We start from the raw sequence: 16412 nt of genomic DNA, 5'->3' as shown, positions 1-16412 counted from the left end.
TGAGAGTAAGTGAACGAAGTGGAACTTGGCCGCTTTGGGGGACGCATCGCCCGATTGTCAATTGGCAAGCTTCGCGACATTTAGGGAACGAGATGTTTAAGGAACCGCGATGTCCGTTCGACGCGATGCCGGGTCGATGACCGAGGCAAATCCAAGCGTCCCGCGTTTTCCGCGGTACCAATCGATCGACGATTCGACCTCCGGCAGCGACGATGACTCGGGCAGATAGGGTTCGTATTGCCCGTCGACATAGCGAGTGATCGCCATGGTTTCGGGATCAATCAGCGCCAGTTTGATCCAGTTGCCTTTGACAAGCCGTGCAATCCCAGGATTGGATTGGATGATTCGATCCATCTTTTCCGGAGTGGTCTCGATCACAAACAACATTCGCATGGGTTCATGAATTTCAACCATCTGCTGCGACAATCCCGGCCGCAAATCGCTGGCGGCCCCCGTCATGACCCCGATCATCGATGCGACGTTGTGCGGCAACTTGGACCCGCAACCATACCCCTCGGTGTCGACGGTGGAAAAATAGTATTCCAAATTGATACCTGCACAGACGGGGATCGCCGCCGACAAGATTCGAGTCAAGATCGATGCCTGTTCATCGTCAATCCGTGGATCATACGAGGTCACAAACGCACGGCGGTCCAAAAACAACCCGCGGCTCCATTGGCGACGCCCGACAAACGTCAACGCATTGGTGGCGTGATTGTATTCGGGACGGGCTTGCGACAGATCCTCGGCACGTTGTTCCACATGTTCGAGTGCTTCACGCGGAGTCAAATCCAGCGGCGCGGATTCAAATTTTCGCGCTCGTTCGTGGGCGACGCGTGCCCGCGTTTCATTCACGCTTTGCTCGATTCGGCGAAAAAGAGGGCGGTGCGTCCGGGGCAGCAAATCGAGGTCGTAATACTCGACGTGGTCGTTGCATGTATTGTGATACGCTCCGACAAAACGAACCTCGTCCGGGATTTCGACGCCTTGGGCCGCAGTCAACTTACGCACGCGAGGGTCATTGGCCATCATCGCAAAGGCACGTGCATTGGGACCGCCGCGACCTCCGCTGCAAGCACCACAATTGTAAGCCGACTCATGCGGATTGTTTAAACTGCTGCTGCCGTGACCAAAGAACAACATGATCGGCGGGAAATCGCGGACCATCCCGATGTCTTGCAAAATGCGAACCACGATCCCGGCCATCTCCTGCAGACTGTAGCCGAGTGAATCCGCATCAGGCCCTGGTTCCTCGGTGATCCGTTCAAGATGCAATTCGGTGGCGGGGGGACGCACAAAGGTGCCAAAGGATTTGCGAATCTGCGAGGTCAAACGGGGCGCCAAGATCCGTGCGACCATGGGGAACGTGGCGACGGCTCCGAATACGCCGGTCACCCAGCCGCCGACCATCGTGCGACTGCTGGCGTGCACCTGATGCGTCATCCGCCCGATTTGGCGACGACGATGCGCTCGCCGCTCGCTGGACGTGATCGTCGAAAAGGTCGGCTCTTCGAGCACGTAGTGTTTCGGGGTGATGATGTTCGGACACAGTGGTCGAAAATGGGCATGGTCAGCCCCTTGGTAATACATCGCAACTGCAAAGAATCCAGCCGCGGACGCGGTTTGGCAATCGGGATCGACCTCTTCTAAATGACGACGAAATGACTCTTCGCGGTCATCGATACAAAAGATTGCAAGGTAGGCCGGTGTCGGCGGCGTTGTCTGGTTTGTCTCGCTAGCACGTTGCGAATGCGTCGCCACCGCATGGAGTGTGGCGAGGTGGTAGTGCCGTTCATAGGCAAGGTGCAAGATGCGGCGACGCTCGACCGACGAAAACGATTCGACCTCGCGAATCAAACATTTCCACTGCGGCTGGGACATGTCAATCAGTTGCTCGGGAATCCAGCCACCGGCTTGCGCTAGCTGAAACACCGAGTAACATCGCTGCTCGGTGGACGGTCCGGCTTTTCGCTGCCACTTCTCGCTGGCGATGCGATGAATCTGTTCGATCTCGCTCGTGCCAAACCGCAGCTTGCCCACAGCTGCAATCGCATGTCGCTCTAACAGCAGACGAATTGCCAAATACTCGTTTAGTGTTCCGGTGGCCGCCGGTTTCGGTAGCCACGGTGCATTGGCTTCCATCTGCCAGATCATCCCCGCCCAACCACGCAGCGACAAAAGTGTCATCTCGATTTTTTCATCAATCTGGTCCGCATGAACTCCTAATGCGTCCAAGGATTGAGCAATGGAATCGATCGGGTCGAACGGTTTCTCGAGGATTGCAGCCAATACCTGTTGCAAGCCTTCCATCCAAACCGGTTTGATTGTCAATGCATTCTGGTACAGCGATGCAAACGCCTTGGCGAACCCCAGTTCACGATCCGGTAGCGACCAATCGGCCAACCCTTGATCAAGGAACGCGCCGCAAAACCGAATCAACACTTCGTTGACGATCACGTCGATGTCATCGCCGCTGATCTCGACCAGCATATCTCGCAACCGGGCCGGCTCGTGTTCGACGCCGGAATCAAGATCCGCGGCTTCGACACCGCGGTGGCAAACCGCCCACATCAATTGCAGCACAAACGCTTCCCATTGACTGTCCGACCACGCGTGCAGGTCATTTCCTCCGCAATCGCTAATCACTTCCTCGACGATTTGGGGCAGCGCGGTGGCCGGCGATTCGCCCCGTGGATTTGCGGCATGGTGTTCGCGATTACGTAGTACCCAATTTCGGGTTCGCTGAATCACCTGCTCACGTCGCGGTGGCGATACCTCGCGGCTGAATCGCCGAAGCAAATCGCTTTCGGCAAGCAACCAACGCAATTCAGCATCGGGGGCCGTGTGCAGCGTCATTTGCAACATCGCCAATCGCAACGTGTATCGCGTCCCGAAGCTGGCGACCAAATTGTCCGCATCCTCGTCCAATTCGTCCATCAACACGTGACGAAGATCGTCGACCGAGATGCGTCCGCAATTGATCTCGTCTCGATATCGTTCTTCCGAAAGATACGGTTCGCAACCGTACAGTTTTCCACCTCGAATCACCGCTTCTTCGAACGGCATCTCTTCGAATGAATGCAGTGTGTTATGGTGCACGAACACCGAGATCGGGCCCTGCGACGGCAAGTAGTGCACCGCATGTTGGATCGCCGACAAGATTGCAGATGCTCGGTCCGAACGTGGCGTGGCATGCACATCGTGATCCGAGCCGACGTCCGCTGACACATCTTGCATGAAACCAACCCTCAAGGGCTTGTTGGAAAGAACAATGGGTCGCAAAACAAGCGACACAAGGCGAAGCCGAGCACGCCGCGTGCCGTGCCGCGAGATCGAAGTGCCAGCGGTACGTCGACCACGCATGAATGTGCATGATTTGCCGCCAAAACATTTTTGAAAAAATGGGGCAGCAGGTCCCGGATTTTGCCTCGATGCAAATTTCGTAAGCAGATTCCTCGACCGCAGCAGCATCGCGTCTGCAAATTACTGCAGACGTTATGCAGGAAATTGCAGCCAGGGTACGCACCGCTGTATGTAGAGCCGCCTGCCCCACTTGGTCCGCTTTCGGACAAACGTTCGATTTTGACCGGGCGGGCCCCCGCGCCGCTCCGCTATAAAAACCACTCGGTTGGGGCGAAAGTGGATGGGACTGAGCAAAGGCCCCAAGGCGGGTGTCACAGCGATTTGCCGCATTTCTAACGGAAACCAGGTTTGCGGACGGGCTGTTACTAGCCCCCTATTTTCGTTGGCGGTAAGATAAGGGGCTGTGCCCTTTTCGCAAACATCTCGTTCTTATCGTTTATGACTCAATCTGCTGTAGCACGAACCCAACTGACCGACGCGATCGCCGCCGGCGGCGATCTTGGCGAAAAACTTCGCAATTCGCTGGGAGGGCTTGAGCCGGATGCCGTCATTTTGTTCGCGTCGCCTCAGTACAATTACACCGAACTGCTTTCGGCACTTCAGCGCACTTGTAATCCGCACGTCGTAGTCGGTTGCTCGTCGTCAGGCGAATTCACCTCCCAAGGCAACAGCGATGGTTCGGCCTGTGCGGTCGCGATCTGTTCGGACGAAATCGAATTCGCTGCAAACATGGCGATCGGGCTCCGTGAGGATTCCGAAGCGGTCGCTCGTCAATTAGCGGGATCGTGGCAGCGCGAACGTCGACATCATTATCGCTACCGTACCGCATTGGTGTTGACCGACGCGTTGGCTGGACATGTCGAAGAGTTTTTGGATCAATTGACGATCGCCACCGGTGGCGGATACCGGTTTGTCGGTGGCGGTGCGGGTGACGATGCTCGGTTTGAAAAGACACACGTTTTTTGTGGTACGGAAGTAGCGTCGGACGCCGTGGTGGCGCTCGAAATTCTTTCGAACAAACCCATTGGCATTGGCGTCTCTCACGGTTGGCGTGACACCGGGTCGCTGTTGCGCGTCACCGAAACGCGAGCAACCGATGTGGTCAGTTTCAATTCCACGACGGCGGCGGAGGTGTTTGCCGAACACGCTAACGCAACCGCCCAGCCGTTCGACCGCAACGCCCCATTGCCCTACTTTCTGCACAACGTTCTAGGGATTCAAACCACCGACGGATACAAGCTTCGCGTCCCACTGCAGATTCAAAGCGACGATTCGATCGCCTTTGCCGCCGAAGTGCCACGCGGCAGCACCGCTCGCATCATGTGCACCACTGCCGACGACGCCAGTGCAGCGGCGAGTGCGGCATGTCGCTCGGCACTTGACCAAATCAAAGGACACGAGCCCTCGGTGGCACTCTTTTTTGACTGTGCCGCGACTCGGCTGCGGCTAGGCAAGGCATTTGGATTGGAATTACAGGCGTTGCAGGAGACTTTGGGGACCGAGTTTGTTGGTTGCAACACGTATGGCCAAATTGCACGAGCGGAAGGACAGTTCAGCGGATTCCATAACTGCACGGCGGTTGTCTGCGTCTTTCCGGTTTGAGCGAAGTCATGAATCTTGCCGAGATGCTAGAGTGGATCGCCTCGTTAGCGACCCTGGAGACGCGACACGAAAAAGCGGAACAATTCGCTCGCGTGCTCGGGATCGATCATTTGATCGTTTTCGCCGAAGACACCGACGTCGATCAACTCCTGCCCATCGCGGGTTTCCCTCAAACATTGCCCGATGGCCAAACATGGCAAACATTCTTGCGTGCATGTCGTAAATCGGCTCGTCATACCGCAACCCTTTGCTACCCCGTGCGAGACCAAAGTTGGAACGCCAGCGGTATCTCGATTGGATCGCTTGTGATCGTTTTGTTAGGCGATCCGCAGGCCGCAGCCAAGGCGTGCGATTTAATCCAGCGGACGCATCGTGGTTGGGAATTGTTTGCCTATGGTGTGGCCGGCGAACTCGCGTCGGCGAAAGCGGCTCGGCACGCGTTGGATGCACGCGATGCAGCCGAGCAATCCCGCCGCTTGCTATTGAGTTTGGATTCGGCGCGACGTGAACTGCAAGATGCGGTCGTCGCGGCCGATCAAGAGATTGAGCGTCGTCGCATTGCCGAAGCGGAAGTGTCACGATTGCTGTTGGCCGAGAAACAGTTCTCGCGATTGTTGGCCGAAAACGAAGCACGACTGCGATTGGCCGCTCGGGCCGCGGGCTTTGGGACGTACTATGGCGACGTGCAGGCGAATCAAGTGAGTTTGTCTCGCGAATTCATGCAATTGCTTGGGTTGCCCGCCGACCACAACGATACCATTCGTCTGAAGCGATTGCTGAGCGCGGTCCACCGTGACGATCGTGACCGCGTCGCCCGAAAAATGGATCAAAGCCTGGACCCCAGCGGGAACGGCGAGTTCCAGGATGAGCACCGGATCGTGCGCCCCGATGGCTCGGTGCGATGGGTGATGATGCGTGGCAGCACCGTCTTTGCAGGCGATCCCCCGGCGCGTCATCCGTCACACATCGCTGGCGTTGCGATGGATATTACCGAGCGACATCGGTACGAAGAACAACTCAAAACGGCGCGTCACGCTGCCGAAGCAGCCAATGAAGCGAAAAGCCAGTTCCTGGCCAATATGAGTCACGAGATTCGCACTCCCATGACGGCAATCCTCGGTTTTACGGAACTATTGAATTCACGACTGCAAAGTCGCGAGGACAAAGCTTGCTTGGAAACGATCAAAGCCAACGGAGACCATCTGTGCGAAATCCTGAACGACATCCTTGACTTGGCAAAAATCGAAGCGGGAAAGGTCGACGTTCGTCGCCAACCTCATCGCGTCGCCGCATTGATCAATCATGTGCACACGCTGTTGAGCGGCCGTGCGGCCGAGAAAGGACTGGAATTTCATGTCCAATACGACGGGCCGATTCCCGATCTGATCTGGACCGATGTCAAAATGCTGCGGCAAATCTTGATCAACCTGGTCGGCAACGCGATCAAGTTCACCGATCAAGGGGAAGTCCGAATTGTCGTCCGTTGTCACACGCAACCAACGCGACTCGAGATCGCCGTGATGGACACCGGAATCGGAATCCCGCCTGACGACTTCGCAACGGTCTTCACGCCTTTTGAACAGCTCGATAACAGCGCGACCCGGCAACACGGCGGTACCGGATTAGGTTTGGCGATCACTCGCCGCTTGGTTGACTTGTTAGGCGGAACGATTGACGTAGAAAGCGAAGTGAACAAAGGGTCCACGTTTCGGTTTACGGTGCCCACCGAAACGCTTCCGCACGATCAAAGCTCGCCAACCCCTGCGACAGCGACACCCGCAACATCCGCGGCATCAATCAATTCGGCCACCAGCGAAGACGCCAACCCCAATCACGTCTCGCAAGACGACCAAACTGCCGACGAGATGCCGGGGATTTCGGGACGCATTTTAGCGGTCGATGACAGCCGCGACATTCGCTTTCTTGTTCAAGCGTTCGTACGTGCGGCGGGAGGCGAAATCTTGTCCGCGACCAACGGATCCGAAGGCATCCAGAAATGGCGCAGCTATCGTGACAAAGGGATTCCCATCGACGCGATCCTAATGGACATGCAGATGCCGGTCATGGACGGAATCACGGCGACCAAACAATTACGAGACCAGGGATTTCAGGGGCCCATCATCGCGTTGACCGCAAACGCGTTAAGCCGAGACCAACAGCGATGCCTTGACGCCGGCTACAGCGATTTTCTGACCAAGCCGATCGACCGGCGTGAATTGCTGGCCAAGCTCTCTCACTGGCTTGGCAACGACGCGACATAGATCCAGTAACGATGCCCGTGGCGGTGAAGTGTTTCCTAGGTAGTGGACGAGGCAACGAGTCCCGTCGTGCCACTAGGTCGCTTGGACTCGTTGCCTCGTTCGTTACCGCCAATGCTTATGATCGAGCTACGCTCATTTCCAGTAAAGCTCTAGCGGTGCGGCCGCACACGGTCGTGCACTGGTAGACCTTTCCACGCCAGCCGCTCCGCAGGTGCCAAGATCGCGATCGCCGCATGCCACCACCCTACAGCTGCATTTCGGCCTTGGCTTCGCAAAACATATCGATCGCGAACTGCAGATCTTCTTGGCTATGGGCAGCAGAGATCTGAGTTCGAATTCGTGCTTTCCCCTTAGGAACCACCGGGAACGAGAATCCGATCACGTAGACCCCTTTGCTAAGCATCAGATCGGCCATTTTCGAGGCCACGACCGCGTCGCCGAACATGATCGGGACAATCGGATGCTCGCCTGGCAGGATGTCAAAACCAGCTTTCTGCATCCCTTCGCGAAAGAAACGAGTATTCGATTCCAAACGATCCCGCAGCTCCGTCGACTCGTTTAGCAATCCAATCGCACGCAGCGAGGCAGCAACGATCGGCGGGGCGACCGAGTTGGAAAACAGATAAGGTCGACTGCGTTGACGCAAGTATTCAATAATCTCGCGTCTTCCGCTTGTGTAACCGCCGCTGGCACCACCGAGCGCCTTGCCCAGCGTTCCAGTGATGATATCGACTCGATCCATCACATCATGATGCTCGTGCGTTCCGCGACCATGTTTGCCCATGAATCCGACGCTGTGCGAATCGTCAACCATCACCAACGCGTTGTACTTGTCGGCCAGATCGCAGATTCCCGGCAGATTGGCGATGTAGCCGTCCATCGAAAACACACCGTCGGTGGCGATCATGCGAAACCGAGCCGCTGAAGCTTCAGCCAATTTCGCTTCTAGATCAGCAAGGTCATTGTTGCGATAACGGAACCGCTGTGCTTTACACAATCGAACGCCATCGATGATCGATGCATGGTTTAGTTCGTCCGAAATGATGGCATCCTCATTGCTAAGCAGCGTTTCGAACAAACCGCCGTTAGCGTCAAAACACGACGTGTACAGAATCGTGTCCTCGGTACCCAGGAATTCGCTGAGCGATTGCTCGAGCTGTTTGTGAACATCCTGAGTACCGCAGATGAAACGAACCGACGAAAGCCCGTACCCCCACCGATCAAGCCCCTCGTGTGCCGCCTTGACGATCTCAGGGTCGTCGGCCAACCCTAGATAGTTGTTGGCACACAGGTTTAGCACCGATTTACCGCTTCCCACTTGAATACGAACATCCTGCGGCGACGTGATCACGCGTTCGGACTTATAAAGCCCTTGATCACGGATCTCGCCGAGTTGCGTTGACAGATGGGTTTGGAACGCGCCGTACATAAAGCTTGCTTTCGTGTGAGTGAACTGGGTCGTCTACGCTATAGACGATCGAACTTAGGTCAGTTTCGTGACGCCGGGGATTGCAAACGAGGGTTCCGGTCGATCACCGTTCCAATCCAAATCTTTGGGGAACAGATCCAGCGAAGACTTCTCGGTAACAAAATCCCAATCGACCAGTTGGCCGGTGTAGGCCGCCATTCGTCCCATCACCGCCGTCAGCGAACTTTCAGCGGTGGTGCGAAGTTCGACGATCGGCTTGCCGCTTCGAATCGAATCCACCAGATCCTTGTGTTCTTGACGGTACGCGTCGGCGATGCTGCCCTTCATGCTCCAGGTCTCTTTGCCGTTGCGATCGGTGAACCGCGAACCGCCACTCATCGCATCGATATAGGCGATGCCTTTGGTACCGTAAATGATGTTTCCATTGTCACCTTTGGTGCCTGGAATCTGGCGACACATGAACGAGCAAACTCGATTCCCGGGATAGGTGTAGTCGATTGCAACGTTATCCCACATCTCGCTGTCGGCCGGGCGGGTGAACCGGCCGCCGGACCCGTAGGCGGTTTCCGGCGCCGACCCCATGACCCAGTTGATGGCGTCGATGTTGTGCACCGCTTGTTCGGTAATTTGGTCCCCAGACAACCAGATAAAGTGCATCCAATTGTTCAATTGGTACTGAGTATCGCTGACGCCTTCTTTGCGATTCTTGTACCAAATGCCGCCCGAGCAATAACGCGTTGTGGCGCTGACGATGTCGCCGATCTCACCATCGTGAATTCGCTTGATTGCTTCGACGTAGTTGACTTGGCGACGATACTGAGTTCCGGTGACAATCGATGTCCCCTGTTTGACCGCTTCGTCATGCGCCTTGGTGCAAATCCGATAACCAGCAGGGTCCACGCACGACGGCTTTTCCGCAAAAACGTGTTTGCCCGCGGCCACGGCCTCGGCGATATGGTACGGACGGAAACCGGGTGACGTCGCCAGGATGACCAAGTCGACCTCGGGATCCTCGAGCACTTTTTTGTAGGCGTCCAACCCGATGTGGATGCGATCATCTTTGACGTCAATCTTTTCTCCATGACGCTTGCTCAGAATCGTGCGTGCTCGCTCGCAGTTCTCTTGTTGCAAATCCGCCATGGCAACCAAACGCACATTGTCGTTGATCGACAGCGAGTCATTCAATGCTCCGGTGCCTCGTCCGCCCACTCCGACGATACCGATGCGGATCACTCGATTGGGATCGTCCGATGACGACGCCGCGTGTAGCATGCCGGGCGTGATCGCTCCACTTCCCAGGGCGGCGGTGCCCAATGCGGCCGACAATGCGGTGCCACTGCGAATCGCTTCGCGGCGATTCGGCACGCTTGCATTGGGTTTGCCGCTGCCGGCAATCGTGCCACGGTCATTGCTGGATTTAGGGTTCGTCATCAGTTTCTCCGAAGGGTAGGGACAAAATGGCTTTGCAATGGATCAACGGGGTTCGTTGTTCGTTGCAAAAGGAGGGTAAGGGAAAAGTTTTCAAGTCGCATTTTTTTCGCAACCCGAAGCGTCAGCGAGGGATTCTCGATATTTTCTCGCTCCGTCGCTCACGCGTCGGGTTAGGATTTGCCGGGGAAAATGACGACAGCGCAACTTCAAAAGCGAAATGCGAGGCGTCGTTCAGCTCCAATTCAGAATCACTTTACCGGATTGGCCTGACATCATGACGTCAAATCCTTGCTCAAATTCTTCGTAGGAAAAGCGATGGGTGATGACGGGCGAAAGATCCAAGCCGCTTTGGACCATCACCTTCATCTTGTACCACGTTTCGTACATTTCGCGTCCATAGATTCCTTTGATCGTCAACATGTTGAAGACGACCGTGTTCCAATCGATTGCCATGTCGGCTGATGGGATGCCAAGCATCGCAATTTTTCCACCATGGCTCATCTGAGCGATCATCTCTTGAAATGCGGCTGGGTTGCCGGACATTTCCAATCCGACATCAAAGCCTTCTTTCATGCCGATTTCTTTTTGTACATCGCTGAGCTGTTCAGTGCGAACATCGACCGTGCGAGTCGCTCCCATTTTCTCAGCCAACTGCAGTCGATACGGGTTCACATCGGTCACCACGACATGGCGAGCCCCGGCATGCTTTGCGACCGCCGCGGCCATGCAACCGATCGGCCCTGCGCCGGTGACCAACACATCCTCGCCAAGCACCGGAAAGGACAGTGCCGTATGCACCGCATTCCCAAACGGATCGAAGATCGCCGCCACGTCACGGTCGATCGATTCGTCGTGGTGCCACACATTGGTCATCGGTAGCGAGATGTATTCCGCAAACGCACCGGGGCGATTGACGCCGATCCCTTTGGTGTCGGCGCACAAGTGCCGTCGTCCCGCTAAACAATTCCGGCACCGACCGCACACGACGTGTCCTTCGCCGCTGACGATTTCGCCTGGATAGAAATCGGTCACGTTCGAACCGGTTTCCACGATCTCGCCGACGAATTCGTGCCCTACGACCATCGGAACGGGGATCGTTTTCTGGGCCCACGCATCCCATTTGTAGATGTGCACGTCCGTCCCACAGATCCCGGTGCGGTCGACTTTGATCAGCACATCGTTGATGCCGATCGTTGGCATCGGAACCTCCTCGAGCCACAGTCCCGGCTGCTTTTCTCGTTTTACCAACGCCTTCATGATCCGGCTCCCACCGTGTTCGAGCTGTCTTCATGCACCAGTTCGATCGTCCGACCGGTGCGGAACGATTCATCCGCGGCCGCGACGATTCGCATCGAATTGAGTGCGTCGTTTAAATGATCGGTCAAATCGATATCGCTGCGAATCGCTTCAAGAAAGTATTCTTGTTCACGTTGGCACAAGGCATCGTGATCAAGTTCGTCCTCTAGCCGAAGCAGTTCGTCTTGTTTGGCAAAGTTGCCTTCGGCGTCCAATTGGCTGTGGTGCAAACGCAGCGATTCGGTCTGGGTGTGCGCATCGACGTTGGCACTTTGGCCCGCCGCTGCTGCAGAGTCCGCGACGATCGAAACCGAGCCTTTGGGACCGACCACGTCTTTGACGAAAAACGCGGTCTCACTCATCATCGGCCCCCAACCGGCCTCGTACCAGCCCACCGAACCGTCGGCGAAGGTCACCTGCAATTGCCCGTAATTGACCATGCCCTCAGGAAGTTCGTCGGTCAATCTGGCCCCAATCCCCGACACCCGCACCGGCCGCGACTCGGTCATTTGGCACATCACGTCCACGTAGTGCACGCCGCAATCGACGATGGGCGAAACGGTTGACATCAATTTTTTATGCGTTTGCCAGGCCGATCCTGAGGAGCTTTGGTTTAGGTTCATTCGCATCACCAACGGTTTGCCCAATGTCTTGGCAATTTCCGTGAACCGCGTCCAACTTGGGTGATGCCTTAAAATATAACCTACCACCACTTTGCGGTCCGAGGCGTTGGCATGCTGGATGATTTGTTCTGCCGCGGCGACGGAATCAGCAAGCGGCTTCTCGACAAACACATGGCATCCCGCTTCGATCGCCGCGGTGGCGTATTCGGCATGCGTGTCGGGCCATGTGGAAATACAAACCGCATCCGGTTGGGTTTCTTGCAACGCAGCCGCAAAGTCATGGAACTCGGCATACCCACCGCCTAGTTCACGATTTAACTTGCTGCTCGATTGAGAGGATCGAGTGCAGATGCCGACGATCTCAAATCCGTCGATTCGGTGGTAGGCCAACGCATGGGATCGCCCCATATGCCCTGCCCCGACGCACAACACTCGCACAGACGACTTCATTTGCAATTCTTTCTTCAAGTTCTTAGGACAACGATGCTCTGTAAACGTGGTTTGTTACTCAAAAGAATGGACACGATCGGCTAGACCAACTGAGGCGAAAACGCATTTCCGACTTTTCGGGCACGTACGGGAGTGTCCACATCGACGCCAAGTTTCAGCCCGACGTTGACCAACAAATTCCACCCCGCCGCCATCTGGACGAACCCCGACAAATCGCGGGCGTCGGGAATCAAGATGGTTGGAAAACTCGTCGGACGCGAAGCAATGGCGATGATCTCCATTCCAACACTACGCTCGAGCACGCTTTTGAATTTGGCCTCACTGACCGAGTGCGGTTCGATCCAGATCAAGACATCCTCGGCGTCCATCACTTCCTCGATCCCGTGTACGGCATAAGTACCGTCGAGAAAATCGGCGGACTTTCGAATCACCTCGTTCGTTTTGAGCGTCAATTCCTCCGCGACCCCGTCGTTGCGTCCTGCCCAGTATACCGTTTTGGCTCGCGCAACGCGGCAAACCAACTCAGCGGGCAACTCGCTTAACAGCGCAGACTCGACGGCATCGGCTAGCTGGCCTCGACGCGGTGCAAGCGTGTCGACCCCATGGACATGCTCTAACAGCGCTCGCAAAAACAACGCCTGTTCGACAACACTCTTGGTAGCCGCCACCGCGTTTTCTTCGCCGCATCCCAGTACATATCCGGCGGTCGCGAACGTCTCAAGCTGTGTGTTTGGATAACTTGTCAAACTGAATCGTTTCGGGTGCCCATCGAGTTTCAAATTGTAAAACAATTCGATCACTTCGGCAGTTTGCCCGGAATTGGACAGCCCCAAGACGGCCCAATCTCGCAAGTTGTATTCCATCGCTTGCAGCGCCGATTCCGTATGAATCCCAATCGAGGATCCTCGTTTTCTCGCCCAGGTGATCGCTTGTCGGGCGGGAAAGAAACGGCTCGATCCTTCACCCGTGATCATCAAATTGCCCGCTTCAACGATCGCGTCCGCCATCGCACTCATCCGATCCGTATCGAAATTGCGGATCAAATCAGGCACCGATAACATATCGTTGACCAAACCGAATTGAATAAAATGCTCGCTTTCAGGATTCATCGTTTTTCTCGATCGAGAGGTTTTCGAATGGATAGAGTCGCGAGTTGTTGGGAAGCGATTTGAAAAAGCGGGGGAGCTTATTGAGTTCGGTACAGTGAATCGATTGCTGTGTTGTCAGCAAAGGCGATCAGGAGCCAATCACGGTCGACGCGCCGATGGCGTTGCTTTGGCACGAACGATTCAAGGGGAACAGTTCTGCGAGCAGATCGTTTGTCGGATAGGCGTGCCCGGTGTGCTGAATAAACACCTCTGCTGCTGGCACACCACATTCCTCGCCGCGTGTTTCGTTGTAATAACGCATCGTCGACAAGTATTCGTCGATTCCGTTGTGCACTCGCAGCCATTCTCGTTGGCTTGCATGACAGGCCAGCATCTCAGTTTTGCGATCGAGTTGCTCGGTGATGTCAACGCGTGTCGTCGGTTCCACTTTTTGTCCCAAGCGATCCGTCCCGCCGTGACCATCACAGTAATAGAGATGTGGAATCGTGGATCCAGCAACCAACGGCAACGTCGAAGCATTCGGAGCGGCAAACACGAAACTCGCTGCACGCCCAAGTTGGCCGGTGATTTCATGGTCGGCGTGGTAATCCGACATGGGCATCGTGATCACGAGCGTGGGGGCGATCGTGCGAAACAGATCAATCACCTTCTGCAACGCATTGCGGTCATAAACCACACGCCCATCGGGTTCGTTCAAACAGTGAAACGTGGCTCCGGCCAATTTTGCGGCTTCGGTTCCCTCGGTAATGCGGATACGCGCCACCTCGGCGGCATCCCCGGTCAACGCCCCACAATCACCCCCAGTCAACGTCGCAATGTGGGTTTCCCAGCCCTGTTCGGCCAAGCGGATCAAGGTGCCCGCGCAAGTGATTTCTGCATCATCCGGGTGAGCCATCAATGCCAGTGCGACTTTGCGCTGCGTGCTTTTTTCCGTGCTGGCCATGGTTCGGTACCTCTAGGATGCGTGATGTTCTCAGTCCGACGTGCACGTAGTTTGCTTGGCTTCACCGCCCGTGTCCTCTTGTTCGGTTGCCATTTCTGGTGTTCTGTGTGCGCCACAGTAAGTCATCCATTCCAGGGGATGCGCATCACCGCCGTAGATGATGAGATAATTGCGCACCACGCCCCAGTTAATGCCCTCAATCCGAGGGGGCGGCGACGCCAAGATTGATAGGCAAGTCAAATCGCAATCACAAACGGAATTACCGTTATTACGCGTAAAACACTGGTTCCAAAAACTCTATGATTGGCTGTTTTGGCGCCAATCTGGCCCCTGGCCACAGCATTGCGGCGAACAATGCGGCAATCGAGCGAGATCATCTTTGTATCACTGTTGCAGCAATCTTGCAGTAACCATAGTGTTTTATAGTATTTGCGCACACTCGGTATCATAAATAGCAAGACCTAGTGTGGATCGATCGCTGATTGCCTCTAAGATAGGTTGCTCAGACACGTTGGCCCCGTCACGCCGTAGGGGTTCAGTGGACGTTGCCTCCCCCTTGGCCGGGGCACATCCGGACCTGGAACCGGCGGCCCCAGAACAGTCACCCCGCGGGGTGGCACACGGCGTCTGAGTTCGGATCCCTTCGATAGCGATTTTCCCGTACGCGAATAGGAACAGACTTTGTTAACCCAACCGACCGAGAAAGACGACAACCTTGTCCAGTGGATTCGAAACGGCATCGCGGTTCGTGTGTTTGGCAGTGACGTTGACGCTAGTCAATCCGTCGCGTCCGAGATCGCGGCACTGATTCGCCAACGTGCCGCTGAGGGCGAGTCGTGCGTTTTGGGCCTTGCCACGGGATCGACGCCCGTTCGTGTTTATCGCGAACTGATACGAATTCATCGCGAAGAAAACCTGTCGATGAAGCATGTCGTGACGTTCAACCTAGACGAATACTTCCCGATGCAACCGGATGCCGCCCAGAGCTATGTTCGGTTCATGAACGAACAACTCTTCGACCACGTCGACATTCCTCGGTCCAGCATTCATATTCCCGATGGCACGATCGGTCGCGACGGTGTTGACGAGTACTGTCAACAATATGAGGACGCGATCAATGTCGCCGGCGGCATCGATCTTCAATTGCTTGGCATCGGACGCACCGGTCATGTTGGTTTTAATGAACCTGGATCCGAAGTCGACTCAGCCACCCGGCTTGTGGAACTTTGCGACATCACACGCTCAGATGCGGCAAACGACTTTGGTGGACTCGACAATACCCCTGAACTGGCGATCACGATGGGAGTCGGCACGATCCTTCGATCCCGCCGTATTCGCTTGTTAGCGTTTGGCCAGCACAAATCCGCCATTGTCGCGCGTAGCGTCCAAGGCGAGATCACCGATTCGGTGCCCGCAACCTATCTGCAAGGTCATGATGACGTTCAGTTCGCCTTGGATTCGGCAGCGGCATCAACGCTAGACCCGAAGTAGTACGTTTGAAGTTGCGACGTTGTCATTTTTCCCGGTAAATCCCAACCCGACGCGTTAGCGAGCGACCGAGTCATGATGAAAATTCCCTCGTGGACGCGTCGGGTTGTGATCAACACGCAGCTTCAAAACGTTGAAACGATGGTCTGCAAGTCGCACCGATCGGAGCGGATTGCAGATCATCGCAACAGTCCACCGGTGTCCCGGATCGACGCTTTGGCGGGATCGCGTCAACCAAACGTATCCGCGATGGGTGATCCCGAAATCGTTCGCTTGGTATGATGGTTGGTGTCCTCGCCGAGTCGCCTGCGACATCCCCGCCACGCCTACCAACCGCCGCCCATTCGCCACTCCCCCCTGACCACGCGATTGCAGAATCCCATTGCGTCTCGATTCGGAAGTGCCTCCTACCCCGTA

11 protein-coding genes are annotated in these 16412 nt (G+C 55.8%); 4 read left to right on the top strand and 7 right to left on the bottom strand.

Features of this window, described 5'->3' with window-relative positions; all coding sequences use genetic code 11:
* Positions 1-96 precede the first annotated feature (96 nt).
* The gene (locus tag ABEA92_RS18520; RefSeq protein ID WP_345685339.1) at positions 97-3237 is read right to left on the bottom strand and encodes a DUF2309 domain-containing protein; all 3141 of its coding nucleotides are present in this window, start codon (positions 3235-3237) and stop codon (positions 97-99) included.
* A 564-nt stretch (positions 3238-3801) separates the two neighbouring features.
* Between ABEA92_RS18520 and ABEA92_RS18515 the strand changes: the two genes are divergently transcribed.
* Positions 3802-4965, top strand: a complete 1164-nt coding sequence (locus tag ABEA92_RS18515) for an FIST signal transduction protein (RefSeq protein WP_345685338.1) — start codon at positions 3802-3804, stop codon at positions 4963-4965.
* Between the two features lie 8 nt (positions 4966-4973).
* Positions 4974-7226 carry an ATP-binding protein gene (locus tag ABEA92_RS18510; RefSeq protein ID WP_345685337.1) on the top strand — a complete coding sequence of 751 codons (2253 nt, stop codon included), beginning with the start codon at positions 4974-4976 and terminating at the stop codon, positions 7224-7226.
* Positions 7227-7470: 244 nt separating this feature from the next.
* Here ABEA92_RS18510 and ABEA92_RS18505 read toward each other — a convergent pair whose 3' ends face one another.
* The 6 genes from ABEA92_RS18505 to ABEA92_RS18480 form a co-directional block, all read right to left on the bottom strand.
* Positions 7471-8655 (bottom strand): glycine C-acetyltransferase, encoded by a 1185-nt coding sequence (locus ABEA92_RS18505; protein WP_345685336.1) that lies wholly within the window; start codon positions 8653-8655, stop codon positions 7471-7473.
* Between the two features lie 54 nt (positions 8656-8709).
* Positions 8710-10086 carry a Gfo/Idh/MocA family protein gene (locus tag ABEA92_RS18500; RefSeq protein WP_345685335.1) on the bottom strand — a complete coding sequence of 459 codons (1377 nt, stop codon included), beginning with the start codon at positions 10084-10086 and terminating at the stop codon, positions 8710-8712.
* Between the two features lie 231 nt (positions 10087-10317).
* A complete protein-coding gene (gene tdh, locus ABEA92_RS18495; protein WP_345685334.1) occupies positions 10318-11343 on the bottom strand; it encodes an L-threonine 3-dehydrogenase in 1026 nt (341 codons plus the stop codon).
* A complete protein-coding gene (locus ABEA92_RS18490; protein WP_345685333.1) occupies positions 11340-12455 on the bottom strand; it encodes a Gfo/Idh/MocA family protein in 1116 nt (371 codons plus the stop codon). Before ABEA92_RS18490 ends, tdh begins: the two co-directional genes overlap by 4 nt.
* Positions 12456-12535: 80 nt before the next feature.
* On the bottom strand, positions 12536-13564 hold the full coding sequence (locus tag ABEA92_RS18485; protein ID WP_345685332.1) for an SIS domain-containing protein: 1029 nt from the start codon (positions 13562-13564) through the stop codon (positions 12536-12538).
* Positions 13565-13691: 127 nt separating this feature from the next.
* Positions 13692-14507: a PIG-L deacetylase family protein gene (locus ABEA92_RS18480; protein WP_345685331.1), complete on the bottom strand. Its 816-nt coding sequence runs from the start codon at positions 14505-14507 to the stop codon at positions 13692-13694.
* A gap of 681 nt (positions 14508-15188) precedes the next feature.
* Between ABEA92_RS18480 and ABEA92_RS18475 the strand changes: the two genes are divergently transcribed.
* Together ABEA92_RS18475 and ABEA92_RS18470 are read left to right on the top strand one after the other, a co-directional pair.
* Positions 15189-15998: a 6-phosphogluconolactonase gene (locus ABEA92_RS18475; RefSeq protein WP_345685330.1), complete on the top strand. Its 810-nt coding sequence runs from the start codon at positions 15189-15191 to the stop codon at positions 15996-15998.
* 72 nt (positions 15999-16070) lie between these two features.
* The gene (locus ABEA92_RS18470) at positions 16071-16277 is read left to right on the top strand and encodes a hypothetical protein (protein ID WP_345685329.1); all 207 of its coding nucleotides are present in this window, start codon (positions 16071-16073) and stop codon (positions 16275-16277) included.
* Positions 16278-16412 lie beyond the last annotated feature (135 nt).

This window comes from Novipirellula caenicola (assembly GCF_039545035.1).
In the GTDB taxonomy this organism is placed as follows: Bacteria; Planctomycetota; Planctomycetia; order Pirellulales; family Pirellulaceae; genus Novipirellula; species Novipirellula caenicola.
The sequence above is the reverse complement of the archived record's forward strand: the minus strand, read 5'-3'. Positions and strand labels throughout refer to the sequence as shown.